At 56.5% G+C, this 24,648-nt stretch carries 30 protein-coding genes; 7 read left to right on the forward strand and 23 right to left on the reverse strand.

Annotated features, from left to right (window positions below; all coding sequences use genetic code 11):
• Positions 1-58: 58 nt before the first annotated feature.
• The 9 genes from B5E43_RS03915 to B5E43_RS03950 all read right to left on the reverse strand — a co-directional run bounded on the left by B5E43_RS03915 (position 59) and on the right by B5E43_RS03950 (position 7,377).
• Entirely contained in the window at positions 59-859 is an 801-nt protein-coding gene (locus B5E43_RS03915) for an RnfABCDGE type electron transport complex subunit B (RefSeq protein ID WP_087393830.1), read from the reverse strand.
• Between the two features lie 18 nt (positions 860-877).
• Entirely contained in the window at positions 878-1,501 is a 624-nt protein-coding gene (locus tag B5E43_RS03920; RefSeq protein ID WP_087393831.1) for an RnfABCDGE type electron transport complex subunit A, read from the reverse strand.
• Positions 1,501-2,190, reverse strand: a complete 690-nt coding sequence (locus B5E43_RS03925) for an electron transport complex subunit E (protein ID WP_087393832.1) — start codon at positions 2,188-2,190, stop codon at positions 1,501-1,503. Before B5E43_RS03925 ends, B5E43_RS03920 begins: the two co-directional genes overlap by 1 nt.
• A 17-nt stretch (positions 2,191-2,207) precedes the next feature.
• Positions 2,208-2,735: an FMN-binding protein gene (locus B5E43_RS03930; protein ID WP_087393833.1), complete on the reverse strand. Its 528-nt coding sequence runs from the start codon at positions 2,733-2,735 to the stop codon at positions 2,208-2,210.
• Positions 2,732-3,676, reverse strand: coding sequence for an RnfABCDGE type electron transport complex subunit D (locus tag B5E43_RS03935; protein ID WP_087393834.1), 945 nt, complete (start codon positions 3,674-3,676; stop codon positions 2,732-2,734). The genes B5E43_RS03930 and B5E43_RS03935 overlap by 4 nt, the downstream gene beginning before the upstream one ends.
• On the reverse strand, positions 3,676-4,986 hold the full coding sequence (gene rsxC / locus B5E43_RS03940; RefSeq protein ID WP_087393835.1) for an electron transport complex subunit RsxC: 1,311 nt from the start codon (positions 4,984-4,986) through the stop codon (positions 3,676-3,678). The genes B5E43_RS03935 and rsxC overlap by 1 nt, the downstream gene beginning before the upstream one ends.
• A gap of 365 nt (positions 4,987-5,351) precedes the next feature.
• Entirely contained in the window at positions 5,352-5,501 is a 150-nt protein-coding gene (locus B5E43_RS15225; RefSeq protein WP_164475074.1) for a hypothetical protein, read from the reverse strand.
• Positions 5,502-5,596: 95 nt separating this feature from the next.
• Complete coding sequence (locus B5E43_RS03945) at positions 5,597-6,709, reverse strand: S-layer homology domain-containing protein (protein ID WP_087393836.1); 1,113 nt, start codon at positions 6,707-6,709, stop codon at positions 5,597-5,599.
• Positions 6,706-7,377: a redox-sensing transcriptional repressor Rex gene (locus tag B5E43_RS03950; protein WP_087393837.1), complete on the reverse strand. Its 672-nt coding sequence runs from the start codon at positions 7,375-7,377 to the stop codon at positions 6,706-6,708. The genes B5E43_RS03945 and B5E43_RS03950 overlap by 4 nt, the downstream gene beginning before the upstream one ends.
• 167 nt (positions 7,378-7,544) lie before the next feature.
• On the opposite strand from B5E43_RS03950, the gene B5E43_RS03955 reads away from it, so the two are divergent.
• The gene (locus B5E43_RS03955; protein WP_087393838.1) at positions 7,545-8,129 is read left to right on the forward strand and encodes a helix-turn-helix domain-containing protein; all 585 of its coding nucleotides are present in this window, start codon (positions 7,545-7,547) and stop codon (positions 8,127-8,129) included.
• A 45-nt stretch (positions 8,130-8,174) separates the two neighbouring features.
• On the opposite strand, the gene B5E43_RS03960 is transcribed toward B5E43_RS03955, so the two are convergent.
• On the reverse strand, positions 8,175-8,768 hold the full coding sequence (locus B5E43_RS03960) for a TlpA disulfide reductase family protein (RefSeq protein WP_087393839.1): 594 nt from the start codon (positions 8,766-8,768) through the stop codon (positions 8,175-8,177).
• 9 nt (positions 8,769-8,777) lie between these two features.
• A complete protein-coding gene (locus B5E43_RS03965; RefSeq protein ID WP_087393840.1) occupies positions 8,778-9,440 on the reverse strand; it encodes a cytochrome c biogenesis protein CcdA in 663 nt (220 codons plus the stop codon).
• Positions 9,441-9,667: 227 nt separating this feature from the next.
• On the opposite strand from B5E43_RS03965, the gene B5E43_RS03970 reads away from it, so the two are divergent.
• From B5E43_RS03970 to B5E43_RS03985, 4 genes are all read left to right on the forward strand, one after another.
• Positions 9,668-10,324, forward strand: a complete 657-nt coding sequence (locus tag B5E43_RS03970) for a Crp/Fnr family transcriptional regulator (protein WP_087393841.1) — start codon at positions 9,668-9,670, stop codon at positions 10,322-10,324.
• A gap of 110 nt (positions 10,325-10,434) precedes the next feature.
• On the forward strand, positions 10,435-11,103 hold the full coding sequence (locus tag B5E43_RS03975) for a response regulator transcription factor (RefSeq protein ID WP_158098954.1): 669 nt from the start codon (positions 10,435-10,437) through the stop codon (positions 11,101-11,103).
• Positions 11,104-11,117: 14 nt separating this feature from the next.
• A complete protein-coding gene (locus B5E43_RS03980; protein ID WP_087393843.1) occupies positions 11,118-12,890 on the forward strand; it encodes a HAMP domain-containing sensor histidine kinase in 1,773 nt (590 codons plus the stop codon).
• 167 nt (positions 12,891-13,057) lie between these two features.
• Entirely contained in the window at positions 13,058-14,209 is a 1,152-nt protein-coding gene (locus tag B5E43_RS03985) for a GGDEF domain-containing protein (RefSeq protein ID WP_087393844.1), read from the forward strand.
• A gap of 81 nt (positions 14,210-14,290) precedes the next feature.
• Here the strand turns inward: B5E43_RS03985 and guaB are convergent, their stop codons facing one another.
• The 12 genes from guaB to B5E43_RS04045 all read right to left on the reverse strand — a co-directional run bounded on the left by guaB (position 14,291) and on the right by B5E43_RS04045 (position 23,044).
• Entirely contained in the window at positions 14,291-15,766 is a 1,476-nt protein-coding gene (guaB, locus tag B5E43_RS03990) for an IMP dehydrogenase (protein WP_087393845.1), read from the reverse strand.
• Positions 15,767-15,868: 102 nt separating this feature from the next.
• Entirely contained in the window at positions 15,869-16,612 is a 744-nt protein-coding gene (locus B5E43_RS03995) for an acyl-ACP thioesterase domain-containing protein (protein ID WP_087393846.1), read from the reverse strand.
• Positions 16,609-17,223: a hypothetical protein gene (locus B5E43_RS04000; RefSeq protein ID WP_087393847.1), complete on the reverse strand. Its 615-nt coding sequence runs from the start codon at positions 17,221-17,223 to the stop codon at positions 16,609-16,611. The genes B5E43_RS03995 and B5E43_RS04000 overlap by 4 nt, the downstream gene beginning before the upstream one ends.
• Positions 17,224-17,264: 41 nt before the next feature.
• The gene (locus B5E43_RS04005; protein WP_087393848.1) at positions 17,265-18,272 is read right to left on the reverse strand and encodes a PhoH family protein; all 1,008 of its coding nucleotides are present in this window, start codon (positions 18,270-18,272) and stop codon (positions 17,265-17,267) included.
• Between the two features lie 120 nt (positions 18,273-18,392).
• Positions 18,393-19,616: a sporulation protein YqfD gene (locus tag B5E43_RS04010; protein WP_087393849.1), complete on the reverse strand. Its 1,224-nt coding sequence runs from the start codon at positions 19,614-19,616 to the stop codon at positions 18,393-18,395.
• A 12-nt stretch (positions 19,617-19,628) separates the two neighbouring features.
• Positions 19,629-19,910 carry a YabP/YqfC family sporulation protein gene (locus B5E43_RS04015; RefSeq protein WP_087393850.1) on the reverse strand — a complete coding sequence of 94 codons (282 nt, stop codon included), beginning with the start codon at positions 19,908-19,910 and terminating at the stop codon, positions 19,629-19,631.
• 57 nt (positions 19,911-19,967) lie between these two features.
• Complete coding sequence (locus B5E43_RS04020; protein WP_087393851.1) at positions 19,968-20,486, reverse strand: hypothetical protein; 519 nt, start codon at positions 20,484-20,486, stop codon at positions 19,968-19,970.
• A gap of 66 nt (positions 20,487-20,552) precedes the next feature.
• Positions 20,553-20,783 carry a hypothetical protein gene (locus tag B5E43_RS15300; RefSeq protein ID WP_206406913.1) on the reverse strand — a complete coding sequence of 77 codons (231 nt, stop codon included), beginning with the start codon at positions 20,781-20,783 and terminating at the stop codon, positions 20,553-20,555.
• Positions 20,784-20,906: 123 nt separating this feature from the next.
• Positions 20,907-21,047: a helix-turn-helix domain-containing protein gene (locus tag B5E43_RS04030; RefSeq protein WP_242964698.1), complete on the reverse strand. Its 141-nt coding sequence runs from the start codon at positions 21,045-21,047 to the stop codon at positions 20,907-20,909.
• A gap of 122 nt (positions 21,048-21,169) precedes the next feature.
• Positions 21,170-21,748 carry a YgjP-like metallopeptidase domain-containing protein gene (locus B5E43_RS04035; RefSeq protein ID WP_158098955.1) on the reverse strand — a complete coding sequence of 193 codons (579 nt, stop codon included), beginning with the start codon at positions 21,746-21,748 and terminating at the stop codon, positions 21,170-21,172.
• 89 nt (positions 21,749-21,837) lie between these two features.
• On the reverse strand, positions 21,838-22,479 hold the full coding sequence (locus tag B5E43_RS04040) for a hypothetical protein (RefSeq protein WP_087393856.1): 642 nt from the start codon (positions 22,477-22,479) through the stop codon (positions 21,838-21,840).
• Positions 22,460-23,044 (reverse strand): RNA polymerase sigma factor, encoded by a 585-nt coding sequence (locus tag B5E43_RS04045; RefSeq protein ID WP_158098956.1) that lies wholly within the window; start codon positions 23,042-23,044, stop codon positions 22,460-22,462. Before B5E43_RS04045 ends, B5E43_RS04040 begins: the two co-directional genes overlap by 20 nt.
• A 102-nt stretch (positions 23,045-23,146) precedes the next feature.
• On the opposite strand from B5E43_RS04045, the gene B5E43_RS04050 reads away from it, so the two are divergent.
• Both B5E43_RS04050 and B5E43_RS04055 read left to right on the forward strand, forming a co-directional pair.
• Positions 23,147-24,328, forward strand: coding sequence for a nucleoside recognition domain-containing protein (locus B5E43_RS04050; RefSeq protein WP_087393859.1), 1,182 nt, complete (start codon positions 23,147-23,149; stop codon positions 24,326-24,328).
• A 64-nt stretch (positions 24,329-24,392) separates the two neighbouring features.
• Positions 24,393-24,605 (forward strand): hypothetical protein, encoded by a 213-nt coding sequence (locus tag B5E43_RS04055; protein WP_087393861.1) that lies wholly within the window; start codon positions 24,393-24,395, stop codon positions 24,603-24,605.
• The last annotated feature ends 43 nt before the right edge of the window (positions 24,606-24,648 follow it).

Below are 24,648 nucleotides of genomic sequence, written 5' to 3' on the forward strand. Positions count from 1 at the left end.
AATTTCAGAAAAAGAAGAAGCGCCATCCCGTGGGGATGGCGCTTCTTTGTTGGACTTTTTACTCGTTGGCGGGAACGTGGATGATACCAACCGGGCATTCCTTCACGCACAGCTGGCAGCCCACACACTTGTCCTGGTCGATATAGGCCAGGTTGTTCTCCACCGTAATGGCCTCCTTGGGACAGGCCTTGGCGCACTTCATGCAGCCGATACAGCCGGCCGTGCAGGCCTTCCGGGTATCGGCGCCCTTATCCTTGTTCTGGCACAGAACAACAGGCTTGCGCTTGTGCTCGGGCACCAGGGAGATGACGGAATTGGGACAGGCAGCAGCACAGGCGCCGCAGCCCACACACTTCTCCCGGTCCACCTTGGCAATGCCGTCCAAAATGTGGATGGCATCAAAGGCGCAGGCCCGGGTACAGTCGCCGTAGCCCAAGCAGCCGAACTTACACATACCGTCGCCGCCGTATAGGCCCTTGACGGCCTGGCAGCTCTGCAGGCCCTCAAACTCATAGCGCTTGGAGGTCTTGCCACAGGTTCCGGAGCAGGCTACAACCGCCTTCATGGAGACGGAGGCACCGGCTTCCACACCCATGATCTCCGCAATAGCGGCGGCAGTCTTGGCACCGCCCGGAGTACACTTGTTAACCGCATTGCCGTCTTCCACAATGCTCTTGGCGTAGTCGGCACAGCCGGCGCAGCCACAGGCGCCGCAGTTGGCGCCGGCCAGGACAGCGGTGATCTTCTCCACACGCTCATCCACGGGCACATACATGAAGATGGAGGCGGCCACCAGAATCACTGCACCGATCAAACCGATGACGGTCACGATGACAATTGCCAATAAAATCGGACTCATACTGTCTTCCCCCTCCTATCAAACCTTAAAGATGGCATCCACAATGCCGCCGAAGCCCATGAAGGACAGGGACGTCATAGCAGCGGCCACCAGGGTGATGGGCAGGCCCTTGAAACAAGAGGGAACGATGGCCTGCTCCACCTTGCGGCGCACGCCGGAGAACAGGACCATGGCCACCAGGAAGCCGATACCGGCGCCGGCAGCGCAGACGATGCTCTCGATGAAGTCGTAGCCGTTGTCCAGGTTCAGGATAGTCACGCCCAGGATGGTGCAGTTGGTGGTGATCAGGGGCAGATACACGCCCAGAGCCTTGTACAAAGCGGGAATGAACTTCTTCAGGAAGTTCTCCAGCAGCTGCACCAGGATGGCGATGATCAGAATGAACACGATGGTCTGCAGGTAGCTCAGGTCACGAGCGGTATTCTCGGCACCGGCGGGGACCAGGATGAGCTTATAGATGGGCCAGGTAGCGGCCGTGGCCATGACCATGACGAAGGTGACGGCCAGGGACATACCTACGGCGCTGTCCAGCTTTTTGGATACGCCCAGGAAGGGGCAGATACCCAGGAACTTGGCCAGGACGTAGTTGTCCACCAGGATCATGGTAAAGAAGATACTGGCAAGCTTAACAGCCAATTCCATTACGCATTACCCCCTTCCGCAGCTTCCACAGCCTTCTGCTTTTTTGCCTTGGGAGTGGTCAGCCAGGTGGCGGCGGCCATCAGGATGCCGAACACGAAGAAACCGCCGGGCGCGCTGGTCATGATGGTGAAGGGATCAATGGACTCGGGGATCACGCGGATGGCGAAGCCTTCGGGCAGGAAGGGCAGCAGGCCGTCCAGGCCGGACATCCAGGTGCCGGAGCCCAGGATCTCACGGATGGAGCCCATCACGGTCAGGGTGATGGTGAAGCCAATACCCATGCCGATGCCGTCCAGAGCGGAGTCGACCACATTGTTCTTGGAGGCGAACATCTCCGCACGGCCCAGGATGATACAGTTCACCACGATCAGAGGCAGATACACGCCCAGAGCAGAGTCCAGGGAGGGCACATAGGCCTTTACCAGCATCTGAACCACCGACACAAAGCCGGCGATGACGGTGATGTAGCAAGGAATACGGACCTGGTCGGGAATGATCTTCCGCAGGGCGGAAATAACGATGTTGGAGCACAGCAGCACGAAGGTAGCCGCCAGGCCCATGCCGATGCCGTTCGAGGCCATCGTGGTAGTAGCCAAGGTGGGACAGGTGCCCAGGACAAGGCGCAGAACCGGGTTCTCATTCAGAAAACCGTTGGTTAAAATTTTCAGCTTACTATTCTGATTACTCATCTCGACTCACCTGCCTTTCAAGGAATCGCGTTGTAGGCGTCAATGGCATAGTTGACTGCCGTGTTGACTGCCCGGCTGGAGATAGAGGCACCGCTGATGCGGTCCACTTCCTGATCCAGGGTAATGGTGGAAGCGGGCAGACCGGAATACTGGCCCCAGAAGGACTCGTTGGTCACCTTGGTGCCCACGCCGGCGGTCTCAGCCTGGCTCTGGATCTTCACTTGCTTGATGGTGCCGTCGGCATTGAAGGCGACCATAACCTCGATGGTGGAGCTATAGCCTTTGGCGGAAGAGGAAATAATGGTACCCACGCCGTTGTCGGCCACATAGATGCCGCTTACACCCTCATAGGGAGCGGGGTCGATCTCAGTGTAGCCGTCAGCATCGGGGAGCAGCTCCGCCCGGGCCTTCTCAGCGGCAACGCGGGCAGCCTCGGCAATAATGGGAGCGGTGGCCTGGTTAGTCACAGCCAGAGCGCCGGTGATAACGATGCAGATGATACCCAGTACCACGATGGGCTTAAATACTTTGTTCCAATTGCTCATTTCGCGGCACCTCCCTTTTTCGCTTTGGCGATGCCCAGGCGGTCCTGACGGGTGAGGACGTCAATGTAGGGCACCACCAGGTTCATCAGCAGGATGGCAAAGGACACGCCCTCGTTCATGGTGCCGAAATGACGGATCAGCATGGTGATCACACCCAGGCAGATGCCGAAGATCAGCTTACCCTTATCGGTGGTGGGAGAGGTGACATAGTCGGTGGCCATGAAGAAGGCACCCAGCATCAGGCCGCCGGAGAGTAGCTGCACGATGGGGTCCAGGCCGAAGCACAGACTCAGGACAGCCACAGTGGCCAGATAAGTAACGGGGATCATGGGGCTGATGACCTTGGTGACGATCAGATAGATGCCGCCCAGCAGCAGGGTAATGGCGCAGGTCTCACCCAACACACCGCCGTGGTTGCCCAGCAGCAGGGTCAGGTAATCACTGGAGCCCAGTTGGTCCACCACAGCCAGAGGGGTGGCAGAAGCCAGGGCATCGATGCCGTTTTCCGGCTTGGGATAGTCCGCCATGCGGCCGGCAAAGCCCACAGCCAGGGCAATACGGCCCACGATGGCGGGGTTGGCGAAATTGTAGCCCAGACCGCCAAAGAGCTGCTTGACAATAACAATGGCGATAAACGCACCCACAATGGCCATCCACCAGGGCAGGGTGGCGGGCAGGTTAAAGGCCAACAGCATACCGGTGACCACAGCGGAGAAGTCTCCAACCGGGACCTCACGGCCCATCAGCTTGCAGTAACCGTACTCAAACAGGACGCAGGCCGCCACGGTAATGGCGGTGAGGATCAGGGAATTGATCCCAAAGATAAACACAGAAGCGATCAGCGTGGGCACCAGGGCGATGCAGACCCGCTGCATGATCTTCTGGGTGCTGTCCGCGCTGGTGATGTGGGGCGCGGCAGTGACGATCAGTTTGTTCGCCATCACTTCTTACCTCCATTCTTCATCATGATCTTAGCCTGGGCAATGGAGGGGGCCAGAGGCCGCTTGGCGGGACAAACGAAGGAACAGGTGCCGCAGCTCATGCACAGGTCGGCGTTGAGCTCCTGGAGCAGTTCCACGTTTCCATCGTGATAGGCCTGGACAATCTCCTTGGCAGACAGGCCCAAGGGGCATGCGTTGGTGCAGCGCCCACAGTGGATGCAGTTGGTCTCCTTGGGGAGGTGAGCCCACTTCCGGGAGAAGGCCAGAATGGCGTTGTTGTTCTTCAAAATGGGCTGGGACAGGTCGGCCAGACAGTTGCCCATCATGGGGCCGCCGTAGAGCACCTTGCCGGGCTCGTCGGTCAGGCCGCCGCAGAACTCCAGCAGCTCCTGGACGGGAGTGCCGATGATCACTTCCACATTCTTGGGGTCCTTAACAATGTCGCCGTCCACGGTCAGGCGCTTGGTGACCAGAGGCATACCGGTCTCCAGGTACTTGCCCACAAAGGCCACGGAGGTGACATTCATTACGATCACGCCCACGTCGGAGGGCAGGCCGGGGAAGGGCACTTCCCGGCCGGTACAGTTCTCAATGAGCACTTTCTCAGCGCCCTGGGGGTAACGGCAGGCCAGAGTCTTGACCTCGATGCCGGGTACATCAATGGCATCCTTCATTTTGGCAATGGCCTCGGGCTTGTTGCCCTCGATGCCGATGACGCACTTACCGATATTTAAGTACTTCATAACCGCCTTCACACCACCCAGGATAAAGTGGGTGTCCTCAATGAGGCAGCGGTTATCCGAGGTGATGTAGGGCTCGCACTCGGCCGCGTTGATGATCAATGTGTCGATCTCGTCCAGATTCTTGGGAGCCAGCTTCACCGCAGCGGGGAAACCGGCGCCGCCTAAGCCCACCAGACCGCTGGCACGGACCGCGTCCTGGAAGGACTTCAGATCGGTGACCTGAGGGGGAGCGATGGCGGGATCCACCTTCTGCTCTCCATCCGGGATGATCACTACGGCAGTCTGGACAGCGCCGTTAGGCGCGGTAATGGTGGTGATTCCGTCCACAATTCCGGACACGCCGGAGTGGATATCAGAGGAGACAAAGCCTCCGGCCTTGCCCACCACGGTGCCCACGTACACCTGATCGCCCTTGGCCACGGTGGGAGCCGCCGGCGCGCCAATATGCTGGGACATGGACAGGACGATCTTTGACGGCAGCGGCATCACTACCGTCTCAAGGCTGGAAGTCCGCTTCTCGTGCGGAACTCCCGCGCCTTGCGCGGAACGTTTGAGAAATTTACTCATTCAGATTTCGACCTCCCTAATACTGCTATCGCTGGGGCAGAGGGGTGCTTCTTTCATTCCAAATACCTGCCTGAGTTCCCCTTCCCTGCCGGAAGGGGTGACCGCACCCAAAACAGGAAGCCCTCCCAGAATGAGGCGGACCACCCCGATGTACGCCCGCACTTAGCGGACGCACGACAAAACCCGCCGACCCCTGTTCCTGTCCCCGAAAAGGAGCCGTCGGTTCTGCTTGCGTCGTACATCATACACCTTTTCCCATGAAAACGCAAGAATGTTTTCAAGAAATCCCATATTTCCCCTTGTTCCGCTGAAATAAAAATGGGGCGCGGACCAACTGGTCCGCGCCCCATAGACGTCTCTTTGTCTCAGCAGCAGCCACCGCAGCCATTGTTGCAGCCGCAGCTGTTACCGTTGCCACCAAAGCTATTGCCGCCGCAGCAGCAGCAGAGAATGATGATCAGAATGATGATCCACAGACAGCCACCGCCGCCAAAACCGTTATTGCAGCACCCCATTTGAGTACCTCCTGTTTTATGAAAGTTTTAAGAGGGCTTTTCTTGCCCTTCTCATTCCCATCATATGCGCAGGAAGAAAATGGGTTCAGTAAAAATCAAAGAATCTTTTCCGCATAGGAGCGCAGCATGGTAGCTACCTCCGCCCGGTTGGCGCTGCTCCGGGGACTGAGGGTGGGCGCTTCTGTAGAGGTGCCACTGACAATCCCCTCTCCTACCGCCCAGCTCAGGGCCTCTCTGGCCCAATCACTGGCCTGGTTCAGCTCCTGGTACCCGGACAGGTCCGCTCCCTGGGAAACCTCCAGTCCCAGATAATTGGTGGTAAAGCTATACAGCAGCGCCACCACCTGTTCCCGGGTAACCTGCTGCTGGGGACTGAAGGTCCGCTCCCCAGTACCGGCCGTAATCCCCTGGGCCGCTCCCCACTTGACATAGGGGGCGTACCAATCCGACTCCGCCACATCATCAAAGCTGATGATGGAGGCCTCCGCCAGCTCCTGCTCCGGCGCTCCTGCAATCTGGTAGAGCACCGTCATCAGCATAGCCCGGTTCATAGCCGCATAGGGACCGAAATGGTGTTCATCCATACCGGAGAACAGCTTGTTTTTATAGACATACTCCACCGAGGAGTAGTACCAGTCTCCACTGCTTACGTCGTAAAAAGGCAGGCCCGTGCCGCTGCCCTGGGTATAGGAGTAACCTCCCTGAACCCCCAAGCTGGCCCCTCCGGACAAAATCGTCACCTTGGCCAGGGTATCCTCTCCCACCAAATAGCGTTGGTTTGCGGTCAGCTGAGTCCCCGAGGCCACCTCAGTTCCTGTGGTCACATCAATGAACGCCCCATTGTGCGTAACGCTGGCCGTTCCTTCCATCAGCATCGTCCCAGACCCGGTGGTCAGCTCGATCACATCGCCTCCGGTCCAGCTTCTGGCCTGCAATGTAGCGCTGTAGGAACCACTTCCGCTCCCGGAGGTTGCTCCCCCCTGGTACCCTTGCTGCAGAGCATCCAGCGTTTTCTTGGCACTGTCGTAGGTCTCCTGTAACTTTTCGTTTCCCGCCTGTGTGCCCTGCTCCACTGCCGCAGGTATAAAGGTGTTTTTAATATAAGATAACGTGACCAAGCTGTCTCCCGTGGCCAGCGCGTACGCCCCACAGGCCATGACCAGCAAAATACCGACCCCACACAAAAGCCGAATGACCGATCGTTTCACAGCGTATCCTCCTCTGTGTCCTGGCTTTCCGGCTCCTCTTGCTGGGAGATCATATAGCTCAGCGCCAACAGGCTGTCGGAAAAATGGACCGATTCCACCACTACGTCTTTCCGGTTCACCGAGATCTCATAATTGGTAAAATTCCAGATTCCCTTTACCCCCGCAGCTGCCAACCGGTCTCCCATCTCCTGCGCGGCAGCGATGGGGACGGTCAGCAGCCCTACACTTACTGGATGCTGGGCTAAAAACTCCTCCAAGGAGCTGATATGATACACCGGCACACCGGCGATCTGGGTGCCTACCACCTGCTCGCTGACATCAAAGGCCGCCAGCAGATGAAAGCCATTGCTGGAAAATTTAAAGTTCTTGATCAGTGCCCGCCCCAGGTTTCCGGTTCCAAGCACCACAATGGTATGGCCCCGGCTAATTCCCAGGATTTCCCCAATCTCTTCCTTCAGGCTGTCCACCTTGTATCCGTAACCCTGCTGTCCAAAGCCGCCAAAGCAAAACAGATCCTGCCGGATTTGTGAGGCGGTAAGACCCATGGACTTCCCCAGCGCGCTGGAGGAAATCCGGACCACTCCGGATTCCTGAAGCTCGGAGAGCTGACGGTAATATCGGGGCAGACGACGTATGACCGCTGTCGATACTTTTGTGTTCCGTTTCATAGCATTTGCTCCCTAAATAAAACGTGCAACGTTATAATCCTATTTACCTGATATAGTTTACCTTATTCCCCATGCGCTGTCAATTTTTTTCCGTTTCCAACTCAACGCAGCGTTGGTTGCCTTTCTCCCGTTCCTTTGGCATAATAGCGTTTAGGAGGGATTCAACTATGGATCAAAACAAAATGGGATCGCTGATCCGGACTCTGCGCACCGAACAAGGTATGACCCAACTAGCTCTGGCCCGCGCTCTGGATGTAACAGACCGCGCGGTTTCCAAGTGGGAACGCGGTCTGGGATGCCCAGACGTCTCCCTCCTGCCCCAGCTGGCACAGCTGCTGGGCATCCCCATGGAACAGCTGCTGGCGGGAGAGCTGGATGAGCAAAGCCCAGATGGAGGAACGATGCGAAATCTCTCTTTTTATCTCTGTCCCCAGTGTGGGAATCTTCTCACCGCCACCGCTCCGGCCTCCCTCTCCTGCTGCGGCAGACGGCTGAAGCCCCTCCCGGTTCAAAAACCGGATGAGGATCACAGGCTTAATTTTGAGCCCATCGAGGATGAGTGGTATCTCACCGCCCCTCATCCCATGGAAAAGGGACATTATCTGTCCTTCGCCGCCCTGGTCACCGGAGAACAGCTTACGCTGCTCAAGCGTTGGCCGGAGTGGGACTTTCAAGTCCGCCTGCCCCGGAGAGGCCACGGGATGCTGTATTGGTACTGCACCCAACATGGTCTGTTCCGACAGCCCCTTTAATCCATACGGCCCTCTTCGAATTACCGCTTCGAAGAGGGCCGTATGCTATCCTTCCCCACCAGTACGGGCCATTTCGATGCCTTTCTCCAGGGTATCGCGTGACATCACGCCACTCCCCCAAGCCACCACATACCCTTCCCCGTCAATAAAAAAGGTGGTGGGCAGCCCCTGTACCCCATAGGCCATGGAAGCCTCCAAATTTGTATCATAGAAGAGGGGCAGCGCATAGTCCTGTTCCGCCGCAAAGGCCTTTGCACTCTCCAGGGTTTCCCGGGAACCATCGGTGACGTTTACCATCAGAAACTCCACCTCTCCCCCCAGCTCCTGATACACCGCGTCGAAATCAGGCATTTCCTTCCGGCAGGGTCCGCACCAACTGGCCCAAAAGTTCAACACCAGCGGCTTTCCAAAGTAGTCAGACAGCTGATGGGACTGCCCATCTCCGTCTTCCACCGTGAAGTCCAGCGCAGCCACCCGCTGCTTCTCCTCTTGGGAAGCATCCGCAGAGGACTCCGGCTCCTGCACCGCCAGTTTTTCCTCCTCCACCTGCGAACTCAGCGTGCCATAAAGGGCGTATGCCCCTCCCAACAGCACAATCAGCACAGCTGCCACAACCAAAAGCATTCGCTTCTCTTTCATACCTTCCTCCTAGCTCAGCAGGCTCAGCAGACGTCCCAGTGTTCCGGTCATCATCAGCACTCCAATCCCAACCAGAAATCCTCCGCTGACCAAATTGATGATTCTATAGTTCCGTTTGATCCACTGAAAAGCCCCCTTCAACTGGTCAATGAGGACCGCACTGACTAAAAACGGAACCCCCAGCCCCAGAGAATAGGCCAGCAGCATCAGCACGCCAGTCAAAACGTGCCCCTGCTGGGAGGCCAGAATCAGGGCCGAACCCAGGAATGCTCCCACACAGGGAGTCCACCCCAGCGAAAACACCACCCCAAACACCACCGAGGAAAAAAAGCCCGGCTGCATCTTAGCCTGTCCCAAGTGATTCCCCCGGAAGATCGTCACCTGGAACACCCCTAAAAAGTTTAGTCCGAACACAAGGACAATCAGCCCGGAAATAAGATTGACCTGGGTCTGATAGGCGTTCAGAAAACTGCCCAATGTGCCCGCCAGCGCCCCCATAGCTGTAAATACGCAGGTAAAGCCAAGCACAAAACCTGCCGCCCCGGCCAATGTTTTACGAGTGCTGCGCTCGCCGCCGCCTGCAAAATAGGAAATATAAATCGGCAGCATAGGGAGCAGACAGGGAGAAATAAAGGTGATAATTCCCTCCAGGAATGAGATTAAATACTGCATGCTGTTACCCCTTGTTTCATTTTTTCTACTCTGAGAGTCTATGAAAAAAGAATAGCTTTTTTTCAATCGTCTGTCCGTGATTATATCACGGTTTTTCTTCCGGGCAAAGCCCTCCCCACCCCAGAACGCCAATGGTCCCAGGCTACCCCCCAACCGCCAGAAAAGATTTGACATTGCCGGAGCCTGCCTCTATACTGGTCTCGTTGTCAAAAGGAGGCGATGCGTCCATGAACCTTGCGAAATATTTTCCCATATGGAACCAGCTTACCCCGGAACAGCAGGAAGAACTTAGCCGCTTTGCTGTGCTCCGCACCGTCCCCCAGGGTACCTTGCTCCACAGCGGCTCTGCCGACTGTCTGGGCCTGCTAGTCATTCAATCCGGACAGCTACGTGCCTTCATTCTCTCCCCCGAAGGGCGGGAAATCACCCTATACCGGCTTTTTGAGCGGGATATCTGCCTGTTCTCCGCCTCCTGTATGCTCCAAAGCATCCAATTTGACCTCTCCATCCAGGCGGAGAAGGAGACCCAGCTTTGGGTCATCCCCCCTGAGGTATATAAGCGTCTGATGGAGCAGTCAGCGCCCGCAGCCAACTACACCAACCAAATTATGGCCAGCCGCTTTTCCGAGGTCATGTGGCTGATCGAACAGGTGATGTGGAAGAGCTTTGATCAGCGTTTGGCTGCCTTTCTGTTGGAGGAAAGCCTGCTGGAGCACACCAACCTGCTCCAGCTGACCCATGAGAAAATTGCCAATCACCTGGGTACCGCCCGGGAGGTGGTCACCCGCATGCTGCGCTACTTTCAGCAGGAGGGCATGGTTCGCCTCTCCCGTGGCACCGTAGAACTGCTGGACCACAGCAAACTGGAAGCCCTTCAGAAGTGATTTGCATCCGCCAAAAAACGGCGGATGCTTTTTTATTTTCCAACCCGCCGTGGATGATTTTTGGACTATTTTTTGTTATACTTCAGCCAGAAGAAAGGAGGGAGCAGAGGATGGCAGGACGCATTCTGTTGGCAGAGGATGACCGAGCCCTCTCCGCTCTGATTCAGGACTTCTTTGCCGCAGCCGGCATGGAGATCGTCCCCGCCTACGACGGGGCGTCTGCCCTGGCTCTGGCGTTGGAGGAGAGCTTTGACCTGTTGATTCTGGATGTGATGATGCCCCAGTTCAGCGGCCTGGAGGTGTGCCGGGCGGTGCGGGAGCACAGTGCGGTCCCCATTTTGTTCATCACTGCCCTGGGCCAGGAGGGGGATGCCCTGGCGGGCTACCGGGCGGGTGCGGACGACTATATTGTAAAGCCTTTTTCCTTTCCAGTTTTAGTTGCCAAGGCCCAGGCCATTTTTCGCCGCAGCCGGGGCCAGAGCTTGGGCATCCATCAGCTCAGCTACGGCAGCATTTTGATGGACACCGCTTTGGGACAGGTTTGGGTGGACGACCTCCCCGTCCACCTTCGCCCCAAGGAGTACCAAATTTTGGAGCTGCTGCTCCGAGAACAGGGACACACGGTAAGCCGGGATCTGCTGATCCAGCGGATATGGGGCGTGGATTTCCAGGGAGATGAACGGATGGTGGACCGCCACGTGGCCGCCTTGCGGCAAAAGCTGGGCTCCTCCGCCCAGCACATCCGCGGGGTGTACGGGGTGGGCTACCGGCTGGGCTGAAAGGAGGAAGACCGATGAGGACAAAACGAAAAAAGAAGCGGGCCCGCTCCCTGTCCGGCAAGCTGGCCCTGACCACCATGGCTATGCTTCTGGCCATGTGGCTGGCCGTGGGCACCGTACTGGTGGTATCCACCGCCCGTGAAATCATCGACGGCGGTTATGAAAAGGCCACCTCCCTGGTCAATGACTACCGCTACGACTCTTATCTCCGTGCCTATACCCCCGCTCAAGAGGATGACTGGTGGATTCAGCACGCCCTGGAGGGCTACAACCGGTTTCTCACCCCCGTCATGAACAGCGGCCTTCCTACCCGATACCTACAATATAACTTCACCTGGGTGGATGATGAGGAGGAGAACCACGTGCTTTTGCCCGTCCACACCCTCATTGGTATCCGGCTGCAATCGAAGGAAGAGGCGCCCATGGGGATGTTCCTTCTGCTGGATGAGCTGTCGGCGGCCGATCTGGCTCAGATTTCCCGGCAAATCCGCGTCCACTGCCCTCCTCTGTCCGCCACCGGTACCCGCAACGGTCTGCTCTTTAAAGTTGACACCATCACCATAGGCGACCGCACCTACTCCACCGGGCGGACCGGGGGGACAGATACCGTCAGTGTGGGCGAAAAGACCAGTCTGGGATCTCCTGAGCCCTATACCATCTCTCCCCGTGCTGCCCGGAGTGAGCAGGACTGGGAACTGCTGCTGGGCGCACAGGATTGGTTATTTTCCGACTACGATGACCAGCGTGCCCCCTGGCAGGACTACATCTCCCGCTATTTCTCCTATGCCTCCGTGATTTATATGGATGGCCCGGATGAGCCTGAAGTCTGGGTGGGCGTGGTGCTGGCCGCAACCCCTCTGCGCACCGCCCTCCAAGAACATATGGGGACCCTGCTGATCCTGCTGGCTCTGGTGCCGGTTCTGGGCTTCCTTTTCTCCGCCATCATTCACAACATGGTAGTCCTCCCCATCCGTCAGACCCAAAAGGACTTCCAAAAGGTGGCCGCTCTGGATTTCGGTGGACTGGAAGGGGATACAAACCGGCTGGATGAGCTGGGGGACTTAAACCGCAGCCTGCGCCAGATGGCTGACACTCTCCAGAACCGCTGGGACGACGAGCGGGCTCTGGAACGCAGACGGCAGGATTTTGTGTCCGCCGCTTCCCACGAACTCAAAACTCCTCTGGCCCTGATGCGGGGATACACCGAAGGGCTGGAGCAGGGCATTGGGGATCGGGAGGAATATCTAGCCGGGATGGAGCGGGAAATCCAGCGTATGAACACACTGGTCATGGAAATGCTGGATCAGACGAAGCTGGAGCGGATCGACGATTTATCCAGCCTGGACGCCATTGATCTCTCCCAACTGGTCAACCGGCAGTTGGAGCAGCTGGCCCCTCTGTTCGCTGCCCTGCATGTGACAGTCCAGATCAAACAGGGACTTTTGATTCCCGGAGACCGACCACTGCTGGAGCAGGCGGTGGGTAACCTCCTAACCAATGCCGCTAAATTCTGCCGCCCTGGCGGATGCGTCTGTGTCACGTTAAAAGCCGGAGAACATGGACCGGTCCTTACCATCGACAACGACGCTGACCCGATCCCAGCCCATCAGCTCCCTCGCCTGTTTGAACCCTTTTTCCGGGGCGACCAGGCCAGAGATCGCTCGGGCAGTGGGCTGGGGTTGTCCATCGCCAGACGAATTTTTCAGCTGCACCACTTAGACTGCCAGATTCAAAATACTGATACCGGAATACGGGTCCGTGTTCTCCCCATTTCCATTCGTGAATAACTCTACCCCACCTCTAAAGCTCTGTCGGGAAGCCTATCTATCCCGACAGAGTTTTCTTTTTTGTGGAGCCAGTTCGCCGATCTTCGATTGACAAGCTGTGGAAAATAGTGTAAATTTTTTAAACTGAACTGTTTCATCTATTTCCCTGCTAACGAGGATTATACGTTATGGATATGCAACCATCTAACCTTGAAAATATACAAAATGAATACCGCCGCATTGACGAGATGTGGCTGCGGGTTCAATACCGGCTGATGATCGGTTTGGCCTTTTTTGCATTCAGCTCAGAGCTGGTTTTGAGTTTTTTGTTAAACGAAGTAGACTTAATTGCCATTCCTTTTTCCACTTATTTGTGGAAATATCTATTTTTCCCCACTATCTGTAATGCCTTTCTTGTGTTTGCTGCGGCTGCAGCTGCCTACAGTCACCGTCTTACTTTGACTCAGAAAATGTATGCTGTCTCCCTGGCGTTAACCATCATGGCGTTTACTCTTTATACCGTTCACTCCATCTTTCCCTCTCTCTTCCTCATTTTTTTGATCCCCATGGTTTTAACTGTCTTATATGGAAATCTTGTTTTAACGTCTATTGTCAGTTCTCTCTCTGTTTTAGGTAAAATTCTTTCCGATTTATTCCTATTTTGGGACCCGCGCCGTCCCCACGTATTTTCTAACCAGGAGTCTTCGTTTGATTTTGGCCTATCCCTTTTACTTTTACTGTTATTTTACGTCTTGTTCTGCTGCTTACTTTCCATGGAGCGCCTAAAAAATGAGGTCAGCCTGAAATTGGAACGAGAGCGGGAACAGCTTTGGCAAAAATCTATGATTGACCCTTTGACCTGTGTGGGTAACCGCCAGGCTATGCGTGAGGCTTTTTTTAATGTGGAACAAACTCTTGATGTAAAGCCATTCTCCCTATCTTTAGCCGTAATGGACCTGGACGACTTTAAACGACTTAACGATACCTACGGCCACGTGACCGGAGATCGTTTTCTCCAGGCCTTGGGAAAAACCCTTCTATCCGTTACCTCTGACTCCATTCGCCCCTTCCGTTTTGGTGGGGATGAATTTTGTCTTATGTTTTACGGCCACTCTAGAGAAGAGATTCAATCCATTTGTCAACAGGTACAGCAATCCTTTTTTCAAAAGAAAGTGCATCCACCCTGCCCTCCTCTCTCTATCAGCATCGGTATTGCCCAATATACCTCCACTGACACGCTAAGTCAGCTCTTTGACAAGGCTGATAAGGCCCTTTATCCGGCTAAACGTGATAAAGGTTCCATCTGCTTTTACCACACATTAGGAGAAAGCGGCTATTGACTCCCCACTCTGTTTCAATTTTAAATTTACCAAAAAATATGGGCCGCGCCAAGTATTTGGCGCGGCCCATATGGATTCCGCTTAGTTGGGGTTGACCGTGTAGTTGGGAGCTTCCTTGGTAATGTAAATATCATGGGGATGGGACTCGCGCAGACCAGCTGCGGTGATCTGCATAAACTGCGCCTTGCTCTGTAGCTCCTCCACATTGTGGCAGCCGCAGTAGCCCATACCGGCTCTTAGACCGCCCATCAGCTGATAGATGGTCTCGCCCGCCAATCCCTTATAGGGCACACGGCCTTCCACGCCTTCAGGCACCAGCTTTTTATTGTTCTGCTGGAAGTAACGGTCCTTAGACCCCTTGTTCATAGCGGCCAGGGAGCCCATGCCGCGGTACACCTTGAACTGACGGCCCTGGAACACCTCGGTATCCCCAGGGGACTCCTCGCAGCCAGCCAGCAGGGAGCCCAGCATGACCACGCTGGCACCCGCGGCAATGGCCTTGGCAATATCGCCGGAGTACTTCACACCGCCGTCAGCGATGATGGGGATATCATACTGGGCAGCCACACAGGCGGCGTCATACACAGCGGTGATCTGAGGTACGCCGATACCTGCCACCACACGGGTGGTGCAGATAGAGCCGGGGCCAATACCGATCTTCACACAATCAGCCCCTGCCTCGATCAGAGCCTTGGTGCCCTCCGCAGTAGCCACGTTACCAGCAATCAGCTGCACATCCGGATACAGAGCCTTAATACGCTTGACACAGTTGAGGATATTCTGGGAGTGACCGTGGGCGGAGTCCAGAGCCAGCACATCGGCCCCCGCCTCCACCAGAGCGGCCACACGGTCCAGCACGTCAGCGGTGACGCCGATGGCCGCGCCCACCAGCAGACGGCCCTTCTCATCACGGGCGGAATTGGGGTAGACCTCCGCCTTCTCAATGTCCTTGATGGTAATCAGGCCCTTCAGGCGGAAGTCCTTGTCCACCAGGGGCAGCTTTTCGATCTTATGACGGCGTAAAATCTCCTTGGCGTCCTCCAGAGTGATTCCCTCCGGAGCGGTGACCAGGTTCTCCTTGGTCATCACATTGTCAATGAGCTGATTCATGTCCGTCTCAAACTTCATATCCCGGTTGGTAATGATACCGATGAGCTTGCCATTGTCACAGATGGGAACACCGGAAATCCGGTACTTAGCCATCAGCTCGTCCGCCTCCGCCAGAGTATGGCCGGGACCAAGCCAGAAGGGATTGGTGATAACGCCATTTTCCGAGCGCTTCACCATGTCCACCTGCTCAGCCTGCTGGCTGATGGACATATTTTTATGGATAATACCAATGCCGCCTTCACGGGCAATGGCAATGGCCATGCGGTATTCCGTTACCGTATCCATGGCGGCGCTGATGAGGGGGATATTCAGATGCACCTTGCGAGTCAGGCGGGTGCGCAGGTCGATGTCTGCCGGAAGTACATCACTGGCGGCAGGAATCAGAAGCACATCGTCAAAGGTGAGCCCCTGTTTTACAAATTTCTGCGCGGCGTCCTGATTGACCATACACGACAACTCCTTTTCTCTGCCCCGGAAATCCGGGACCTAGTTCATTCTTTTTCTCAGAAAGGATATTAAGATTTATTTTACCGTTCCGCTACTTTCTTGTCAAGGAATGACTTGTCCAAATTGGAGCTCCGATTCGAACCGAGCTTTTCCTTCCTCGTCCACTCCCCGTATGTAAAGGTTTTCCCCTTGCTGGCCAGATTCCAGAACCAACAGCTCGCCGGGCCTGCACTCGGCAAGGTAACCGATCTGCAGTTCAGACAAAAAGCGCTTCTGTTCCAGCTGCTCCATATCAATAGCGTCGCAGGCAAAATCGGCGTAGCGGGTATTGTTCACATGTCCGTTGATGTCACTGTCGCTGTAGCGCATCTTCCGCCGCTCCACCTGCCGAAGCTCCTCCGGGCAATGCAGCTTGTTCAAGACCTTCTTCTTGCACAGCTCTCCGCCCCCGGTTCCCGCCAGCTCTTCAATGGCAGACAGACGCATCAGCTTTCGGGTCTCTACGTTGGCTAGCACCCATCCGGATACCGACTCCCCTACCTGTTGGCCGTTGACCAGAATGTCATAATCCCGGTACATCATGGCCGCCTTGCCACCCCGGTGCCAGGTACGAATGGTAATTTCGTCCTCCCACCGCAGGGGGCGGTCCAGATGATACCAGGACCGGGCCAGCATCCAAAAGGCACCGTACCGCTCAATCAGCAGCTCCCGGCCAAAGCCCCCCTCCTCCGCCGCCAGAGTGGCTGCGATTTGAAGGTGGTTGAGCAGGGCTGATGCTTTACAAATTCCCTGTCCATCCGCATCCAGTCCCGTCAAACGGATGGTGTGTTCATAATACAGACTCATGTGCGCTGCTTCCCCCGGATCAAAATGGTATTCTTGCAGCAGATATCATCAATGTCGTCAGCGGTGGCTGCCGGAATCCGCACCTGGGCGCCGCAGTCGGCACAGATGATGTCCACCGAGCTGTAATTGACCTGGAAGGTCCAGCTCTTGCTCCCGCAGGCACAGGAAATGCCACCCCGAGCCGCAATATCCTTGATCTCGGAGAGGACCTCATGCATGACGATCTCATCCAAAAAGGCCCCGTGACTGGCGGACTCCTCCTCCAGCTTGTCCACCGCCTGCTCCAAACGGGCAGTGGCGGCGTAGACCGGTCCTTCCTCCCCCACGTAGCAGCAGTCCAGCCCAGAGGCGGCACAGGAGAACGCCAGGGCCTTCTCCCGCACAAAGGCGTGGGCAGAGCAGGAGACGGCATGCTCCCGCCCGCAGAACAGGCAGGGCACTGTCATCTGCACCCGGTTGGGCAAAAATTCCACCGTCAGCTCCGACTTACCACAAGGGCACTTGATGCGGGTGGGGGAAGCCGCAAGAGAAAATAGGTCCCGCTCCACAATCACCGACTGACGGCAATGGGGACAAATATAGGAAAGAAATCGCTTGGCATCCTGTACCATGGAATGGTCTCCTTTGTTATTGCAATGATGGCTGTCGCCACTTATTTCTTACGAAAGGGTTTTCCGCTCCCGCGGCGGGGCTGTGCGCGGTCGGGCGCCGGATTGGGATGCTTTCCTCCCCCCGGCTCACTGCTGCCGGCCTTGTGCTTTTCAAAGGCGCTGATGATCTTACCCACCAGCTTATGACGCACCACATCCGCCCCGGAGAGCCGGATGACCTTGATGTCGTCAATGCCCTCTAATATTTCTGCGCAGCGCTCCAACCCGGAGTCCTCCGGCGAGGGCAGATCGATCTGCGTGATATCGCCGGTGAGCACCATTTTGGAGCCCTCACCCAAACGAGTTAGAATCATCAAATGCTGGGCCACCGACATGTTCTGGCACTCGTCACACAACAAAAACATAGACTTCAGTGTCCGCCCTCGCATATAGGCCAGCGGTGCAATCTCAATGATCCGCTTTTCCATATAGCTCTGCACCGTCTCCGGACCCAACATCTCATCCAGCGCATCATACAGCGGCCGGAGGTAGGGATCTACCTTATTTTGCAGGTCACCGGGAAGAAAGCCCAGCTTTTCCCCCGCCTCCACCGCCGGACGGCACATAACAATTTTATTGACCTTTTTGTCCTTCAGCGCCCGAACCGCTTCCGCCACCGCCAGGTAGGTCTTACCCGTACCGGCCGGTCCAATGGCGATGGTCACAGTATTTTCTTCAATCGCCCGGATATACTTCTTCTGTCCCAGGGTACGGCACTTGACGGGGGCTCCGGCATAGGTGTAGGCCACCACATCCTTCATGGCGGACACGGTCTCCTCCGCCCGGCCCTCCCGCACGCTGTCCAGCGCCCGGCTGACGGCAAATTCGTCAATTTTTTCCCCCAGGCCCCGCATCTGATTGAGCATCTGCAGCGTCTGTACAGCCAGCCGAATGTTCTCCTCCGACTGCCCCATCACCTCCACACTGCCGTCCCGGGTCAAGAGCATGACGCCCAGTTCTCCCTCCAGAACCCGCAAATTGGTATCCGTCACGCCAAACAGGTCCTGCATGGTCAAAACATCCAGTTCTATCTTCTCTGAAGCCAAATACGTTGTCCTCGCTTCCCTATGGTTTTCTCTTAGTATATGCCCTTTTTCCTTTGATTTCAATACTCAAATCAGGGCCCTCCCTCACGTCTGGGACTCCTCCTCGGAGGACAACTGGCTTCTGCCCGGAACCTCCCGACCAATTTCTTCCTGGCACTCGGCCAGGGCAGTCACCTGGAGCAGCCCCCCCTCCACGCGGGCGGTATAATCAATCTGATCAATCCGTCCATCCTCTCCCACCAGTTTCCGAACCTGCTGTTCCAACTGTCCTTCCAGCAGCTCCTGGGCGGCTTTCCAGTTAATTTCCAGCGTTTTCGGCTCGTAAACCCGAATAGTCTCCCGTACCAGCCGTATGGGTAGCTCCACACCACCAGGCAGTACGGCCTGCCAGGTTTGGACCGACTTTTCTCCCTCCTTTGTCTCCTCTCCCCACAACACCTTCCGCTGTCCCGCCCATTCCAGCGCCCAGACGGTTTCCTCCTCTCCCGTGTACTCCTTCCCATCTGCCTGAAGGGAAATGGCAGCGGTGAGGGTGCGCCAGGTCCTGGCCCACACTCGACCCCGGGCATGGGTCTGGTAATAGCGGGTGGGCAAATCGCTGTATTTGGGCGGCTCCATAGTCACCGTGCCAGAGATCAGTACATCGCCCTCCAGCACAGTATCTCCCTCCTGCACCAACCCATCCCCCAGCTCCGCTTCCACGTGGGTTATGATTCCGGGAGCTTCCGCTATAATGTCGTAATACCCGCTTTCATCCACCCGCTCCGGAACCTCAACGGTTTCCCGTACGATAACCTCCAGCCGGGTGCCATGGAGATTGATGGCCATCCAGGATATCCCCTCCAGCCCCAAAATGGCCTCCTGGGCCACCTGCTGCCGGTCAATGGATGGACCATACACTCCGGGGCGCACCCCCAGCTGCCGCAGCTGAGTGAGGATGACGGCGGTGGACAGGCGCTGATTTCCTGTGACCTCCACAGTCAGAACAAACCGGGATAAAAAGGTCACCGCGCACAAGGACAGGCACAGACCCGCTAAAAAGGCGTACCGGCTGCGAAAGCGCAGCAGGAAATCAGGAAGCCCTCGCCGCCCATCCACCTGGACCTGACAGGCCACCCGCTCTGCCAGCTCCCGCAGTTGCTTCAGTCCCCTTCTCCGGACCGTAAGCTGAATGGTATGCTCATCCTGCCACTCCACCGCCCAAAAGGCCACCCCTTCCTGGGCACAGAGGTTGATCACCCGTTCTGGAAAGGGTCCGGTGACCGTCACCACCACCACACCCCACAGGAAATTCATCAGCCGTTTCATCTTACACCCCCGTTACGTCAGCTGGATCTGTCGGATTTGACCGGTGATCAACAGCTCCAGCCCTGTCATGGCACGTAATTCCAGCCCCTGTCCCATAATTTTTACCACAAAGCTCCCCCCACTTACATGAATCTCCTCGCTGCCGTAAGCCAGGATTCCTTTGTGGTTCTCCATGCGCAGTTCCCCATCTCCTACCAGCTCCAGCCGGGGAAGGCTGGACAGAGCATCTGCCGGCAGATCGAACAGCTCTGCCGTCCGCTCCATCAGACCCGTCCGGCGCTGCTTTTTCTCCATAAAAAATCACCTCTCCCCTATGTGTATGAAGGGGAGAGGCGAAACTTGTGAACATTCTCATTCATCCTCCAGCAGGCGCTCCATCCTTGTTCCAAACAGAGACTCGTTTCCCCGCACCAGAGGGCCATGGTAGACATAATAATTATAATCTGGGTCCAGGAAGCCCTCATCCGTCTCCACCAGGGTCTGCCCCTGATACTGGATGACCCGCTCCTGATTGTCATAGGAAAAGGCAGCGAACAGGCCTCCAAAGGTGAGCGTTACATACATGGACAGGCAGGCACAGCCCACCAGAGTCAGTTTGAGTCCCCACCGCAGCACGGGCGCCAGGTTCGGCATTTCCTTGGGTAGGAGGCTGCCGAGAGTCAGAACATTGATTGCCAACCAGCCCACAATCAAAATTACCGCTAAAATCCCTCCCGGCAGGTCTCTCCAGGCCAGTCCCAGTTGCCCCAGCACCCAGCCGCCGCCAAAGAGCAGAAGTAGCGCTCCTGCCCATACGCCAAACACCCAGACTAGCTTCTTATGGGGCCCTTCCCGGCAAAACAACAGACACCCCAGAGTCGCCATCAGCATGAACGGACTTCCAATTATCGCCCCTGCTGTAAAGATTTGTTCCTTGGGAGTGTTCCTTTCCTGTCCTTAAAGCGGAGGCTCTGTTTTTTTAACGATACGCTCCTCCTGCTCCAGCTTTTGGTCCAACCTCATAATCAATAAGTTCAGCCCCAAAGTGGTGACCAGTAAAAAGCCTGCCACCTTAGCCACCGCGTCGACCGTATCCAGCCAGGCTGACACATCCCCGATTTCCGCCAGGTGACCGCCATACAGGATCTGAAACCAAAGAGACACCCCGCAGCATCCCAGGCTGACCAAGTACGGCCATCCGCTCCTGCTCCCGCCTTTTGTCCGCCCGGACAGATACCACACCGGGAGTCCCCAGGCAATCAATCCCAGCACAACACTTCCTAAGTTTAACATTCCGGCGCCAAACATGGTCTAACCCTCCCCCTCCTCATCCGGTACAAACTCTAAAATGTCGCCCGGCTGGCAGTCCAGGGCCTGACAAATCGCCGCCAACGCCGCCAAAACCAGCCACCGTAATATCCTTGCCAAACGCTGCGCACCGGTCTGTTTCATCCTTAGTCCTCCTTTTCCCCCACATCCTACCATCTGTGTTTTTGTTTGTCAATGTATTTTTATCGATTATCAATAAATTATTTAAATATTTAAATAAAAAAGGGTGGGAGACCCCACCCTTTTTACAGCTTCCGCTGCTCCTCCAGAGCTCCGCCACAGCCCTTCAGCACACGGCGCCGCTGCCTCCAGTCCGGCATCAGCTGATCCATTTGCGCATAAAATCCAGGCCCATGGTCGTGGTGGAGAAAGTGTACCAACTCATGGAGGGCCACATACTCCCTCAGCTCCTCCGGACAGCGGGCCAGAGCGGTATTTAAGGTAATGTACCCCTGCATCCAGTGGCAGTTGCCCCATTGACTGCGCATCTTTCGCACCTTTATCTCCGGCATGGCCACCCCCAGAGGAGCCACCAGGGGATAGACCCGCTCCACCGCCAAACGGAGCAGAGACAGACACTCGACCCGGTCAGGCAGAGGCGGAAATTCCTCTTCCTCCCCTTTCTGCCGATGGAGCACCCGGTGCAGCCAGGAACTTTTTTCCCGGATAAACTCGTCTCCCCGTTCGGGCGGACAGCGCCTGGGGGCAGAGAGGGTAATCTCCCCCTGGGGACTTACCCGTAGATTGAGATTTTTTACCTGCTTTTGGACAAATACATAGGTAATAGGACCATCCGGAGTGACCACCAGGCGCAGCTGTTCCACCTCTCGCCCCTCCTCTCTCGTTTCTTTCGTTCCGCATTGTACCAAAGTCCGGAACAAAAGGCAAGGCGCGGTCACCCGCGCCTTGCCTCTCAGCGGCCCTGCCACACCTCATCACGCCACAGTTCTTCCACCTGTACCTTCCCGACCGTATACCACTCCGGCTCTTCCAACAGCTCCTCCTGAGGAAGTTCCGGCTGGCTGTGCATAATACCGCCTCCCCCTCCGCTGCCATCGGGCAGCGTCACTCCCTCAAACCAGCCATAGTCCTCCGTGGTACCACCTATGATCCAATAATGGAGGTTTCCCTGGTCGTCGATGCGGGTATGGACATAGGGGGTCTGTTCATCCACTTGGTCCGTCACGTCCAGCCGCTGCCCATCGGCCACAAACCAAAGCCGTCCCTCCTCCAGCGCAAGGATGGCTGGATTCCCCTGCTGGTCATAACCGTCGGACATGGTCACCGTACCATACCCGTTCCCAATGGTCACTTGGCCGCCGGAAACCAACTGGACAATCTTCTCCCCCCAGGCAAAGCCCACCAAAGCCAGGCAGGCTGCCAAAGCTGCCACCAGTACGGCCACTTTTCTCTTTTGATGACATTTCTTCGTTACCGTGCCCATGACGGCACGCTTTACCGCCTCATTATCTACAAAGCATCCGTCCTCCGGCCCAAATTCCTCGTCTGTATAGGCGTCCATGAGAGCGGTAATCTTAAGTTCCTTCAAACTCATATCCGACCTCCTTCAGATAGTTCTTTAGCCTCTCCCGTCCCCGGTATAGCCGGGTTTTGGCGGTAGACAGGTTCAGGCCCATCTCCTCCGCCGCCTTGGCCACAGTCTGTCCATAGTAGTAATGACGGACAAACAGCTCCCGGTCTGCCTGCTCCAAGCTGTCTAAGGCCCGGCAAAGCACCTGCTCCAGTTCCTTTTGCTCCAGTTCTATTTGAGGACTGTCCGGAGTTAGGAGTAGAGCGTCCTCCTCCAGCGGAAGAGTCTCGCGTTTGGCCCGCAGCCGGTTAAACGCCCGGTTCCGGACCACTGTTCCCAGCCATCCCTTCAGATTGTCTCCCCGAAGGGTCTTTCGCCGGCTCCAGGCCTCCAAAAAGGTTTCCGCCGTCAACTCCTCCCACTCCTCCGGACACCCCGGCAGAACCCGGGCCGCCACCGCACTGACATAGGGGGTATATCGCTCGATCAGCTCCTCCAGTCCCGCCGGATCGCTCCGGCGCAGACGGGCTAACAATTCCTTCTCCTGAATGGTGATTCCTCCTTTCGTAAAGCGCGCTTCACCTATCATAACACCTCCCATTTCCTTTTGGTTTCACCCTCAGAAAACTTTTGGCTGGACAGGCAAGATTCCGCTTTCTTTCCCATATGCTCCCTTACGGGGGTGATGGCCATGGGCCGGCTGTTGAGCAGACAGAGCTATCGGGACATTTTATTGGGGATTGGACTGCTGCTGGCTGCCGCAGCCCTGGTGGCCTGGCCCCAACAGACCATTGCCGCCATGCGGGACGGACTGGAGCTGTGCGGAAACGTGATTGTCCCCTCTCTGTTTCCCTTCTTCGTTCTCTCCTCCCTGGTCGTGGAGCTGGGACTATCCCGCTACCTGGGCAAGCTGATGGAACCCATCATGGCCCCTCTTTTCCGGGTCAACGGAGCCTGCTCCACCGCATTGGCCCTGGGATTTTTGGGTGGGTATCCGGTAGGCGCCCGGACCGCCATCAACCTGTACCAAAGCGGTCAGTGCTCGAAAACGGAGGCGGAACGGATGCTGGCCTTCTGCAACAACTGCGGGCCCGCTTTTATTCTGGGCGCGGTGGGGGCGGGCGTGTTTGGTAGTGGCCAAATTGGACTGCTCCTCTACTTGGGCCATCTGTTGGCTTCCTTAGTGGTGGGGCTTTTGTTCCGCTTCTACCGTCCACAGGATGGGCCCCGTTCTGGAAAAAGGCTGGGCGCCCAATTCCAGGCCTCCCGCTTCCCCGTCGCCTTTACCAAGTCCATCACCGGCGCAATGACATCCCTCATCAACATCTGCGCCTTTATTCTATTTTTCACTGTGGTCATTCGGATCCTGACTCTGGCCGGCTTTTTCCCCGGATTCGGACACCTGCTGGCCAGTCTGTTTGCCCCCTTTGGCCTGTCACAGTTCTGGGCAGAGCGGCTGCTCACGGGGCTATTGGAGCTCTCCTCAGGCGTTGCCTCCTTGACTCAGGGTGCTATAGGAGGACGCCTTTCCATGGCCGCCTTTATGCTGGGCTGGGCGGGCGTTTCTGTTCACTGCCAGGTACTGGCCTTTCTGGGAGACAGCGGGCTGTCCCTGCGCACCTACGTGGTGGGAAAATTTCTCCACGGCCTGCTTTCCGCCGCCGCGGTTTCACTTCTGGTCCGGCTGATCCCCATTCATTTTCCTGTCTCCGCCTATCTGGCCGAGCAGACACAGGCCATTGCCGAACTGGATTTTCACCGGGCTCTCACCTTGTCCGCCGCGGCCGCCTGGGGTATTTGGTTGTTTTTCCTCCTGCTCGCCGCCTGGGTGGTGAAAAAAAGCAGTAGAAAAAAATGCTGCCATGGAGTATAATGCTACTGACCGTCCGCGATCTGTTCCAACGCTGGTCCATTCCATACTACCGGAGAGTATCACTATGAACCTGTTCCAAAAGAAAATTGAACCTCGCTGTACATACTGCGCCCATGGCCGTGCCCTGGGTGAGGACCAGATCGTCTGTCCCAAAAAGGGAGTGATGGCGGCTGGCTCCCACTGCCGTTCCTTCCGCTACGACCCCCTGAAACGGGTGCCGCCCCGTCCAGCCAAGCTGGCAGGCGTGGGATTAAAGGACGAGGATTTTCAAATTTGACCACTTTACAAACATTCCCCGGGATCCGCACTACGCGGCTCCC

It is taken from the genome of Flavonifractor sp. An100 (assembly GCF_002161175.1).
Lineage (GTDB): Bacteria > Bacillota > Clostridia > Oscillospirales > Oscillospiraceae > Lawsonibacter.